The organism is Pseudomonas nitroreducens TX1 (genome assembly GCF_000313755.1).
In the GTDB taxonomy this organism is placed as follows: Bacteria; Pseudomonadota; Gammaproteobacteria; order Pseudomonadales; family Pseudomonadaceae; genus Pseudomonas; species Pseudomonas nitroreducens_A.
The window spans coordinates 82,238-93,175 of the sequence record NZ_AMZB01000107.1 but is presented as its reverse complement, the minus strand read 5'-3'; the positions used below and the strand labels follow the sequence as shown (position 1 = coordinate 93,175).

Sequence of the window (10,938 nt, the reverse complement as noted above, 5' to 3'; positions counted from 1 at the left end):
CCCGCCATCCACGAAGCAAGGCCGCCCACGAGGCGGCCTTTTTACTGTCTATCGAAATCTGCGAAGGTTTCCTATCGTCCGCAGGCGTGCCACAGGGCAATCGGCCACAATGGCTTGGCAGGAAGGGTGCGAACCTCTAAAGGAGCGGGGGCGAGGTTGCATGCTGGAGGAGCCGACGCCGATCAATGCTGCCGTTCAGATTGCATCAGCGCTTGATCTTGATGGCTGCGGCAATATCGATTTTTTGGAGCGGTCGAGGACGTGAGGTCAGCGATGTCGCCAGCCGGGTGAGGCTCAAAGCTGGTGCGGAGTGGCAATCAGCCCGTTCGATAAGGGTCGGTAGCGCAAATGGATGGCGACGCTGGCACAATGCAATCCTTGATTGTTCGGATGCGTTGCAGGAAGATTTTTCGTTCAGCTCAAAGAGCAGAATCCTACGGAAGGGGTCAAACATTGTCGCTCTATCGCCTCAACGAAGCGGACTTGGACATTCCCGATGCCTGGCAGGACCAGAGCATCAACATCTTCAAACTGCCCGCCAATGGTCCGGCCCGCGAAGCCAGCTTCGTCATCAGCCGGGACGCCAGCCAGGGCGACGCCTCGTTCGCCGAGTACGTCAGCGGCCAACTGGCCAATGCCGAAAAGCAGTTGCCGGGGTTCAAGCTGCACAAGCGCTGGGATTTCAACATCCATGGTCACGCCGCGGTGATGCTGGATTACCAGTGGCAGCGCGAAGGCCGTGATCTGATGCTGCGCCAGGTGTTCATCGAGCGCCGGCCGGCAGTGCTGATCACCACCCTTACCACCACGCCCTACGACCTGCCGCACCACGAAGCGGCCTGGAAGCAGGCGATGCAGAGCCTGGTACCCCAGCCAACCACCGTTTGAGTACGACGCATGGATGCGCAAGCTGCAGCTCGCCTGGGCGATGAGATCGCCCATGGCTTCGGTGTCGCCGCAATGGTCGCGGGCGCGGTGGCTGGCGCCCTGATCGGCGCCGCAGTGGTTGCCGCTACGGCCGCCACCGGAGGCCTGGCGGCGGTGATCATCGCCGGTTCGGTCGCCGCGGGCGGCCTGTCGATGTTCCAGATCGTCAAGGGCCTGACCACCATCTTCGAGTTGCCCGAGCCCACGACCGGGGTGCTCATACGAGGCAGCCTGAATGTCTACGTGAACAGCCGCAACGCGATGCGCGCGGGGGACGATGTGTCCTCCAACTGCACCGGCCTGCCGCTGAACCACCCGATGTGGCCGTTCCCGGTGCTGATCGCCGAAGGCAGTGCCACGGTGTACATCAACGGCAAGCCCGCCGCGCGACTGCAAAGCAAGATGGTCTGCGGCGCGCACATCAAGACCGGCAGCAAGAACACCTTCATCGGCGGCCCCACGGAGCGCGTGGCCTTCGTCCTCGACCTGGAGGAGTGGCTGCATACGGGGCTCGAGGCGCTGGGCATCGTCGCCGCGCTGGGCGGACTGGTGCTGGCCGCCATGGCTGGGTTGGCGGCGCTGGGCACCTTCGTGGTGGTCGGCGGGCTGATCATGGGGGGCATGGAGCTGCTCGGCCAGCTCGGTGATCGCCTCGGCCCCGGCTACCGCGACCTGCTGCAGGGCGTGGCCGGCATGGCGCTGCTGGGCCTCAGCCCGAAGATGGCGCGCCTGGGCCGCGAACCAACGGCCTGGGAGCTGCGCCAGAATGCCTTCAAACCCGGCGTCACCGAGAACGACATCCTGGCGTTGCCCCACGGCAAGCGGCCGCCCCCCACCGATTACCTGAAGGACTCCTACGTCAAGCAGCACCTGGAGGTATTCGAGAAGGAAGGCGGTTCCTTCCTCTTCACCCCCGGCGATATCGCCGACCCGATGTACACCACCTTCAACCCGAAGAAGTTCGTCATGGCCCGTTCCGACATGGATGCGGTGGTTGCCAAGTACCGCGAGAGCGGCGACGTGGCGGTGCTGGAGGACGCGCTGGGCTACAAGAAGGGCGATCTGGTCGGCAAGGACATCTACCGGGTCAACATCGACAACCCCAAGGTGGTCATGCCCAGCGGCAACGAGGGCGGCGCCAACTCGCTGTGGCGGCCCGGCGGCGTGACCTATCCCGGCGGCAACCGCGAGGCCGTGCTGGACAACGTGCCGATTGCCCACGGCAATGACCTGAGCATACTGTCCTCCACCCAAGATGTGACGAGAATTCCATGACGACACCCGACGACGTCCTGTCCCTGGCGCTGGCCAACGACGAACTGGACCGATTCCTGGCCGGCGAGCCGTTTTATTTCGTCGAGGCGCAGACCGACAACCCCGAGCCGCAGAACGTCGCCCAGGCGTTCGACGAACTGGTGGTGCCGCAGTGGCAGCAGGACCCCAGCTTCGCGCCGCGCTTCGTCGCTGCGCTGATGAAGCTGCTGGCCAGCTATCCCGACCGCAACCGCGCGATCTACCTCGCCCACCGCTGGGTCTGGTACTACCGCTATTGCCTTTCGAAGAAGCACGCAGAACCCACGGGTCGCTATGCCGGGCTGTTCGAAGTCGACCTCGGCGGGGTGGCCGCGCAGCTCAAGCAGCTGACCCAGGAGCGCAAGGCCGACCTGCTGGCCGACACGCGCTGGGCCGGTGCCAGCTGGAACAGTGACAACGGCCTGTGGGGTCCGCTGCTGCGCACTTCGATTCACCTGCGTGACCGGCTCGGTGGCCCGGACTTCGTGCCGGACAACCCCTGAGCGGCCACAGGGCAGCGACGGATGCAATTCAACGACCCGTGCTGGAGCCGTGAGCATCCCCCCGATCCGTCGATGCCTGGCGCGCGCCCCGGGCAGGGCGCGCGATGGCTCAGGAGGCTTTGGGCGGCGGTGGGAAGGCCGCCTGTACCTCGGCGTCGATACTGCCCTTGCTGCCCTGGCCCTGGGCATCCACCGCGCTGGCGCCGCCCGAGTTGAGGTCCAGCCGGCCGCCGGTGTCGATGTTGCCGTTGCCGCTGGCGTAGAGGTTGAAGGCGCTGCCGGAGATGTTGATGCGCCCGTCGGCGTTGAATTCCAGAACGCTGAGGCCACAGACCAGGCGGATCTGCGCGCCGGCCTCGATCACGTACCGGGTGCTCACCTTGTCGCTCTTCATGCCGCCCACCAGCAGGCTGTCGTTCTGCTTGACCGCCCGCGAACGGTGCTGGCCGATGCGCACGTTCTCGTCATTGCCGATGTTCTTGGTACGGTTGTGGCCGACGCTGTGGCTCTCGTCGACTTCGACGACGATGTCCTGGTTGCGCTCGGCGTGGATGTACAGCTGCTCCGCGCCTTTCTTGTCCTCCATGCGGATTTCGTTGAAGTTGGCCGGCGAGCCGCCCTTGCTGGAGCGGCTCTTGATGCCGCTCTGGGTGGCATTCGCGGGGAGGTCGTAGGGCACCGCCTGGTCGGCGTTGTAGACGCGGCCGGTGATGATCGGCTGGTCCGGGTCGCCTTCGAGGAAGCTGACGATCACCTCCTGGCCGATCCGCGGGATCTGCACGCTGCCCCAGTTCTTGCCGGCCCAGGCCTGGGACACGCGGATCCAGCACGAGCTGTTTTCGTTGGACTGGTCGTGGCGATCCCAGTGGAAGTGCACCTTCACCCGGCCGAACTGGTCGGTCCAGATTTCCTCGCCGCCGGGGCCGACCACGCGGGCGGTCTGCGGGCCGCGCACGCTGGGCTTGCGGGTCAGCTCCAGGGGGCGGAAGGTCTGTTGCGCATCGATGCAGGTCAGGTTGCACTGGTACTGGCCGCCACCGCCACCACCGGTCTCCAGCGACTCCTGGGTCACGCGGTAGCTGGCGCCGACGACCAGGTATTCGCGGTTCTGGTCGGCACGTGAAAAGCCAGTCAGGCTGAACAGATCACCACTGGCCAGGCCACGGGCGTTGCCGCTGAACTCGATGCGCTCGTGGAGGCTCTGGAGCGCGTCGATGCGGTTGCGGGCGTACTGCTCGCCATGTTCGCTCTGCACGTAGGCGCCGGGGTAGTCGTACAGTGCATAGTCGCCCGCGCTGTGCGGGCGGGGGTGCGCCGAGCGCACGTCCATGCGCGCGGCGGGGCGCTGGAAGTCGTAGTCATTGAGCTCCAGGGAACCGGGCTGCACCTGCTGCGCCAGGCGCCAGTCGTTCAGGTGGTCACGCTCGCGGTGCTGGCCGTCCGGCGGGTAGTAGGGAACCTGCGCGTAGCCGGCCGGAGTGCGGTGCGCGCCATAGGCATCGGCCAGCACCAGCACGTGGCGGTCCTTTTCGTGGCGGAAGTAGTAGTAGATGCCTTCCTTCTCCATCAGCCGGCTGACGAAGTCCAGGCTGGTCTCGCGGTACTGCACGCAGTACTCCCATTCGCGGTAGCTGCGGCTCAGCGCATCCTCGAAGTCGGAGAAGCCCAGGTCGCGGAAGACCTGCTTGATGATCTGCGGCACGCTCTGGTGCTGGAAGATGCGGCAGTCGGAGGTGCGGCTGAGCAGCCACAGCCAGGGCCGCAGCGTCACCTGGTAGGCGGCGAACTGGCCGACGTCGATACCCTGACCGCAGCGTGCCACCAGACCGTGGAAATGGCGCTGGCCGCCGTCGGGCAGTTGGATCGATACGCACAGCGGCTTGCCCAGCAGCTGGTTGAAGTCCAGATTCGCATCGCTGGAGACCAGTTGCAGGTCGTATTCGAAGAGCCGACCCAGTTCGTCGTTGCCGGAGAAGTCGCGCAGCAATAGCGCGTCCGGGCCCAGCGGGCTGGAGACCTGGGCGAAGCGGGAATGTTGCGTGAACGGGGTGAACTGCATGGAAATATCCGGTCCTCTGCCTTGTTGGAAATCGCCGGGGCGCGTGCCCCGGCTTCAACGCGGGCTCAGGCCGCGGCGTCGGCGAAGTGGTAGGCCAGCTCGCTGTTCTCCACGCCGATGCGCACCGAGGCCAGCGCCTTGCCTTCGAGCAGGCGGGTGAGGAACTCGCGGCTCATGTCCGGCAGCAGGCTGTTGGTGAGGATGGCGTCGATCATGCGGCCACCGCTCTCGGTCTGCGTGCAACGCGAGACCACCAGGTCGATGACCGCGTCGTCGTAGTCGAAGGCGACCTTGTGGGTTGCCTCCACGCGCTTCTTGATACGTTCCAGTTGCAGGCGGGTGATGGCCTTGAGCATGGCGTCGCTCAGCGGGTAGTAGGGGATGGTCACCAGGCGGCCGAGCAGCGCCGGCGGGAAGATTTCCAGCAGCGGCTGGCGCAGGTCCTGGGCGATGTCGTCCGGCGCGGGCAGTGCGGCCGGGTTGGCGCACTGGCGGGCGATCAGCTCGGTGCCGGCATTGGTGGTGAGCAGGATGAGGGTGTTCTTGAAATCGATGAGGCGGCCCTCGCCATCCTCCATCACGCCCTTGTCGAAGACCTGGAAGAAGATCTCGTGCACGTCCGGGTGGGCTTTTTCCACTTCGTCGAGCAGCACCACGCTGTAGGGCCGGCGACGCACCGCCTCGGTCAGCACGCCGCCTTCGCCGTAGCCGACATAGCCGGGCGGGGCGCCCTTGAGGGTGGAAACGGTGTGCGCCTCCTGGAATTCGCTCATGTTGATGGTGATGAGGTTCTGCTCGCCGCCGTACAGCGCCTCGGCCAGGGCGAGGGCGGTTTCGGTCTTGCCGACGCCGGAGGTGCCGGCGAGCATGAACACGCCGATCGGCTTGCTGGGGTTGTCCAGCCCGGCGCGGGAGGTCTGGATGCGCTTGGCGATCATCCGCAGGGCGTGGTCCTGGCCGATGATCCGCTTGGCCAGGTGGCTGTCGAGGTTGAGCACGGTCTCGATCTCGTTGCGCGCCATGCGCCCCACGGGGATACCGGTCCAGTCGGCGACTACCGAGGCCACCGCCTGGTAGTCCACGGTCGGCAGGATCAGCGGCGCTTCGCCTTGCAGGTCTGCCAGGCGCTGCTGCAGATCGAGCAGTTCGGCGCGCAGCGCAGGGTTGTCGTCGCAGGCGCTGTCGCTGTCGACCGTGCCGGCCTGTTCGCGCAGCTGGGCGCGGGTGGCGAGCAGTTCGTCGACCAATGCCTTCTCTTCGCTCCAGCGCGCCTCCAGGCTGGCCAGGCGCTCGCGCTCGGCGGCCAGCAGGCTCTCGCTGTTGGCGCGGCGGCCAGCGACCTCGATGCCGATGGCGTGCTCGCGGGCGATGATCGCCAGCTCGGTTTCCAGCGCCTGGATGCGCCGACGGCTGTCGTCCACCTCCGCCGGCACCGCGTGCAGGCTGATGGCGACGCGGGCGCAGGCGGTGTCCAGCAGGCTCACGGACTTGTCCGGCAGCTGCCGCGCGGGGATGTAGCGGTGCGACAGCTTCACCGCGGCCTCCAGCGCTTCGTCGAGGATCTGCACCTGGTGGTGGCGCTCCATGGTCGAGGCGACGCCGCGCATCATCAGCAGCGCCTTGTCCTCCGACGGCTCGGGCACCTGCACCACCTGGAAACGCCGGGTCAACGCCGGGTCCTTCTCGATGTGCTTCTTGTACTCGGCCCAGGTGGTGGCTGCCACGGTGCGCAGCGCGCCGCGTGCCAGCGCCGGCTTGAGCAGGTTGGCCGCGTCGCCGGTGCCCGCCGCGCCACCGGCGCCGACCAGGGTGTGGGCTTCGTCGATGAACAGGATGATGGGCTTGGGCGAGGCCTGGACATCCTCGATGACCTGGCGCAGGCGCTGTTCGAACTCGCCCTTCATGCTCGCGCCGGCCTGCAGCAGGCCGACGTCCAGGGCGCGCAGCTCGACGTCCTTGAGCGCCGGCGGGACGTCGCCGGCGACGATGCGCAGGGCGAAGCCTTCGACCACCGCGGTCTTGCCCACCCCCGCCTCGCCGGTGAGGATCGGGTTGTTCTGCCGGCGGCGCATGAGGATGTCCACCAGTTGGCGGATCTCTTCGTCGCGGCCGACGATGGGGTCGATCTCGCCGTTGCGCGCCTGCTCGGTGAGGTCGACGGTGAAGCGCTTGAGCGCCTCCAGCTTGCCCAGCGCGCTGGGCGCCAGGGCGCCGCTGGATTCGCCCGGTGTGGCGCCGGCATTGAAGCCATCGCTGGCGGCCTGGCCGTTTTCCGGCGAGTCGCCCATGTACTCGTCGAAGCGCTCGGTGAGCGTGTCTACCTTGACCTTCTCGAACTCGCGCGACACCGCCAGCAGCGCGTGCCGCAGGCTCGGCGTCTTGAGCAGGCCGATGACCAGGAAGCCGCTGCGCACCTGGCTCTGGCCGAACATCAGGCTGCCATAGACCCACCCGCGCTCCACGGCTTCTTCGACGTGGGCGGACAGGTCGGTGATGGAGGTCGAACCGCGCGGCAGGCGGTCGAGTGCTTCGGTCACGTCACGCGCCAGGCGCGCCGGCTCGAGGCTGAACTGGCGCACCACGCGATGCAGGTCCGAATCGGGCAACTGCAGCAGCTGGTGCAGCCAGTGCACCAGTTCCACGTAGGGATTGCCGCGTAGCTTGCAGAACACGGTGGCGGCCTCGATGGCCTTGTAGGCGGTGGGGTTGAGCTTGCCGAACAGCGCGGCGCGACTGATTTCACCCATGGTGTTGCTCCTTGTCTAGTGTGCCGGCGCGCTCGGCGCGGCGTGGTGCCGGGACAGCACCAGGTCCTTCGGGTCGTGTTCGGGGCGGCCCAGCCAGGTCGTGTAGCCCAGGCGCAGCCCATGATCCAGGCGCAGCGCGGGGGCTTCCTCGCGGCGCAGCTGCAGTGTCAGTTGCCAGTCCAGTTCTTCGCCCAGGTATTCGCCCACCCAGGCCGCCAGCTCGGCGAAGGCGCGGCCGTCGGGCAGCAGCGCCTGGTACTGCGCCAGGCTCAGCGGGCCCAGGCAGATGCCGAAGCAATGCTGGCGATCCCACACCTGGCCGCCCAGGCAGAAGTCCTCGCCCAGGCGGGTGCAGGCCACGCCCAGGCGCGTGCGCTCGGGTAGCTGCAGCCATTGTCCGGCGTACTCCTCGATGCGCACCGGCACACCGAAGTAGTCCTGCAGGATGGCCTTGAGCCCATCCGGGTAGCGTGTCTGGGCGGACAGGTGACCGGTGAAATGCAGCACTGCGTCGCCGTCTATCAGCCCCTTGCCGCGCAGGGCGGGCTGGCCGCGTCCACTGAAGGCGGCCAGGCGCTCGGACCAGTAATCGTCCTCCGGACGGTCGTGGCTCACGGTTGGGCGCGCCTCGGCCCAGGCGCGGTAGAACAGGCTCAGCAGGCGATGGTGGAAGACGTCGAAGAACTGCTTGCTGGTGCTGTCGCCATGGTTGCGCTGGCGGTCGCGCACGTACTCGGTGATGTGCAGCGGCAGCGGTCCGTTGGGCCCGCCCAGGCCGAAGAAGAACTGCTCCAGGCGCCACGGCGCGCTGCCCTCGGGCGGGCGCACGGCTGCCAGGGTCGATGGGGCGAAGCTGCCTTCTGGCTGCTGGCCCAGGCGCAACGGGTCGTCCGCCAGGCGCCGCGAATGGCCCAGGCGGGGCAGCCCGGGGTGCTCGCACTGGATGCGCCGCAGGGCCTGGAAGAAGTCGAACTCCCAGGGCTCGGCCTGCATCGCCTGCAGGGCGCTCAGAGGTTCGGTCGACGTCCGGGTCGGGCTTTCCATCGCATGATCTCGCCACGTTCGGTGCTGCGAAGCACGGTTTCGGTAAAGCTGTTCAGGGACACGTAGCGCGCCAGGAAACGCTCGAACACCGCCCCCAGAAGAAACACGCCGGTGCCGCGGAAGGCGTTCTCGTCGAACTCCAGGGTGATCTCCAGCCCACGGCCGAACACGATCGGGCCGGGCATCGGCAGGCGTCGGGTAATGGGGCGGCTGCTGACCTCGCGCAGGCCTTCGATCTGCAGCGGCAGGGCCGGGTCCTGGTTGTCGGCGTAGAGCCGCAGCAGTTCGCGCAGGGCGGCGGCGCCCTGGCCGTTCTCGGCCAGTGACAGGTAGTTCAGCGACAGCTGGCTGATCAGCCGCCAGGCCTCGCGGTCATGGGCGCGGCTGGGGCGCGGCCGGCTGGGGCCGGTGAGGCAGCGCACCGCTTGTACCGGGGCGCTGTCGGCGAGGGTGAAGTCGCTGCCGGCGCTGCCGGGGTTCATGAACAGCGGCAGGTCGCGGTTGGTGCACAGTGCGCCCAGGCCCAGCTGGCGCAGGTCGTGGCGATAGGGTGCCTGCTGGCTGTCCACCAGGCTGATGAAGGTTTCGCTGCCCACGTAGCTGGAGCGGGCGCCGCTGCGGCGCTGTTCGCTGGAGAGCACGCGCTGCTCGCGGCGCAGGATGTAATAGGCCTTTTCCTGCCCATAGCGCGACGGATCGCGCACGGCATAGAAGGGCAGGAAGGCCTGGTCCGCGCCGGTGCCGTGGCCGGTGACCGAGGTCAGCGAGTGGATCTCGAAATCCATCGGCCGGGTACGGTCGGCGATGGCGTGGTGCTCGTGGACGCGCTCGCTCAGATGGATGCGGTCCAGGCGCCGGGGAAACAGATTGATCGCCGGCGTGCAGAAGGGCACGAACTGCTCGGCGCCGACCTGGCCCTGCAACTGCTTGTCGAGACGGTCGAAGAGCACGATCAGCTGCAGCTCCTCCCCGTCGCAGCGGCGCACTGCGCGCTGCAGCCCGGTGACGTCGACGAAGAGGTAGCGCTGCGGCAGGGCGAAGTATTCCTGCAACAGCCGGTAGCCCTGGAACGCCTGCGGCACCACCGGCAGGGCCGCGTCTTCGTCATCGAAACCGCAGGGGCGCAGGGCGTCGACGGGCAGACGCTCGACCCAGTCGCGGCCGTTCTGGCAGGCGTAGACCGCGCAGGCGTTGCCGAGCAGCTGCTCGTACAGGCGTACCGGCACTTCCTCGACGCCATTGAGGTAGAGCGGCAGGTGCTCCAGCGCCAGGCTGTTGAACGGGACTTCGACGCCGCTGCGCAGGGTCAGGCGCAGCGCGGCCTTGGCGCGTGGTTCGGCAGCGGCCAGGCGGCCGAGTTCGGCGGCCGGGTTGGCGATGTATTCGGCCTGGGCCACGCGCAGTGGCCACAGGGTCACCTCATGGGCGGTGCGGAATTCGCAGGGCGTCTGGCCTTCCTTGCCCAGCGGGGCGCGCAGCACGCTTTGCCGGGGCAGGCGGAAGCCATCGTTGAGGGAGCCGTCGTCGGGGTTGGTCTGCATCTGCACCACGCACATCGACGGGGTCGGGGCGAGGTAGTGCGGGTAGGCGACTTCCAGCAGGTTGTGGGTGAAGGTCGGGTACTCGGCATCGAGCTTGAGCTGCACCCGCGCGGTGAGCCAGGCGAAGCCTTCGAGCAGCCGCTCGACGTAGGGATCGGCGCACTCCATGCCGGCCAGGCTCAGGCGGCTGGCGATCTTCGGGTAGTCGCGGGCGAACTCTGCGGCGCCCTCGCGGATGTGCTGCAACTCCTGGTTGTACAGCTCCAGCAGACGCGGATTCATGGGCGCCTCCGCTGTTGTGCGGGCACCACGGAGACGTGGCCGGATTCCAGGTCCAGCTCGGTGCGCAGCAGCAGGGGCAGGGGCACGGGCTGTGCCCACAGGTCGCCCTCGATCTCGAAGCTCAAGGCATTGTGATTCATCTCGCCGGCGGCCTTGTGCGCGCGCACGCGCAGGGTGTGGCGCAGGATACGCGGCTCGAAGGTGGCGATGGCCTGGTGGATGAGGCCCTCCAGGGCCAGTACGTCGATGCTCGAGGCGCTGTTGCCGGCCAGTGGCGGCAGGCCGTAGTTCAGCACCGAGGTGCCGGCGGGCGTCTGGCGGCTGCGTTCGGGGTCGAGCAGGGCGGTGGAGTTGAGCAGCCACGCGAGGTCGCGCAGCACCGCCGCGCGCAGCTCATTGTGCGAGAAGGCGCGACGACCCGGCGCATCGAGCGGGGTGCCGGGGGCATCATCGGTGAGTCGGTCGAGCAGCGATGGCTGCAGGCGCTCGCGGGAAGTCAGGTCGGCTACCAACACAGGAGTCCTGTACGCAGTGGCGGGGAG

General features: G+C 67.6%; 9 protein-coding genes. 3 read left to right on the top strand and 6 right to left on the bottom strand.

Going from position 1 to position 10,938, the window contains the following annotated elements; translation table 11 throughout:
* Positions 1-205: 205 nt before the first annotated feature.
* On the bottom strand, positions 206-454 hold the full coding sequence (locus tag C167_RS34475; protein ID WP_157791835.1) for a hypothetical protein: 249 nt from the start codon (positions 452-454) through the stop codon (positions 206-208).
* Between C167_RS34475 and C167_RS0112930 the strand changes: the two genes are divergently transcribed.
* The 3 genes from C167_RS0112930 to C167_RS0112920 are packed head-to-tail and all read left to right on the top strand — an operon-like array spanning position 454 to position 2,723.
* Positions 454-888, top strand: coding sequence for a DUF1795 domain-containing protein (locus C167_RS0112930; protein WP_017518706.1), 435 nt, complete (start codon positions 454-456; stop codon positions 886-888). The two genes, C167_RS34475 and C167_RS0112930, sit on opposite strands and share 1 nt — an antisense overlap.
* Positions 889-897: 9 nt before the next feature.
* A complete protein-coding gene (locus tag C167_RS0112925) occupies positions 898-2,202 on the top strand; it encodes a PAAR domain-containing protein (RefSeq protein WP_017518705.1) in 1,305 nt (434 codons plus the stop codon).
* Positions 2,199-2,723, top strand: a complete 525-nt coding sequence (locus C167_RS0112920; RefSeq protein WP_017518704.1) for a hypothetical protein — start codon at positions 2,199-2,201, stop codon at positions 2,721-2,723. The genes C167_RS0112925 and C167_RS0112920 overlap by 4 nt, the downstream gene beginning before the upstream one ends.
* 109 nt (positions 2,724-2,832) lie before the next feature.
* Here the strand turns inward: C167_RS0112920 and C167_RS0112915 are convergent, their stop codons facing one another.
* The 5 genes from C167_RS0112915 to tssE all read right to left on the bottom strand — a co-directional run bounded on the left by C167_RS0112915 (position 2,833) and on the right by tssE (position 10,911).
* The gene (locus tag C167_RS0112915; RefSeq protein ID WP_017518703.1) at positions 2,833-4,782 is read right to left on the bottom strand and encodes a type VI secretion system Vgr family protein; all 1,950 of its coding nucleotides are present in this window, start codon (positions 4,780-4,782) and stop codon (positions 2,833-2,835) included.
* Positions 4,783-4,847: 65 nt separating this feature from the next.
* Entirely contained in the window at positions 4,848-7,529 is a 2,682-nt protein-coding gene (tssH, locus tag C167_RS0112910) for a type VI secretion system ATPase TssH (protein ID WP_017518702.1), read from the bottom strand.
* 15 nt (positions 7,530-7,544) lie between these two features.
* Positions 7,545-8,573 carry a type VI secretion system baseplate subunit TssG gene (tssG, locus tag C167_RS0112905; RefSeq protein WP_017518701.1) on the bottom strand — a complete coding sequence of 343 codons (1,029 nt, stop codon included), beginning with the start codon at positions 8,571-8,573 and terminating at the stop codon, positions 7,545-7,547.
* Positions 8,537-10,396 carry a type VI secretion system baseplate subunit TssF gene (tssF, locus tag C167_RS0112900; RefSeq protein ID WP_017518700.1) on the bottom strand — a complete coding sequence of 620 codons (1,860 nt, stop codon included), beginning with the start codon at positions 10,394-10,396 and terminating at the stop codon, positions 8,537-8,539. The genes tssG and tssF overlap by 37 nt, the downstream gene beginning before the upstream one ends.
* Positions 10,393-10,911, bottom strand: coding sequence for a type VI secretion system baseplate subunit TssE (tssE, locus tag C167_RS0112895; protein WP_416774400.1), 519 nt, complete (start codon positions 10,909-10,911; stop codon positions 10,393-10,395). Before tssE ends, tssF begins: the two co-directional genes overlap by 4 nt.
* Positions 10,912-10,938: the final 27 nt, after the last annotated feature.

Excerpts from the sequence above, each read along its gene's own strand:
- tssG (WP_017518701.1), bottom strand. The coding sequence starts at position 8,573 with ATGGAAAGCCCGACCCGGACGTCGACCGAACCTCTGAGCGCCCTGCAG.
- tssH (WP_017518702.1), bottom strand. The coding sequence starts at position 7,529 with ATGGGTGAAATCAGTCGCGCCGCGCTGTTCGGCAAGCTCAACCCCACC.
- C167_RS34475 (WP_157791835.1), bottom strand. The coding sequence starts at position 454 with ATGTTTGACCCCTTCCGTAGGATTCTGCTCTTTGAGCTGAACGAAAAA.
- C167_RS0112925 (WP_017518705.1), top strand. The coding sequence starts at position 898 with ATGGATGCGCAAGCTGCAGCTCGCCTGGGCGATGAGATCGCCCATGGC.
- C167_RS0112920 (WP_017518704.1), top strand. The coding sequence starts at position 2,199 with ATGACGACACCCGACGACGTCCTGTCCCTGGCGCTGGCCAACGACGAA.
- C167_RS0112915 (WP_017518703.1), bottom strand. The coding sequence starts at position 4,782 with ATGCAGTTCACCCCGTTCACGCAACATTCCCGCTTCGCCCAGGTCTCC.
- tssF (WP_017518700.1), bottom strand. The coding sequence starts at position 10,396 with ATGAATCCGCGTCTGCTGGAGCTGTACAACCAGGAGTTGCAGCACATC.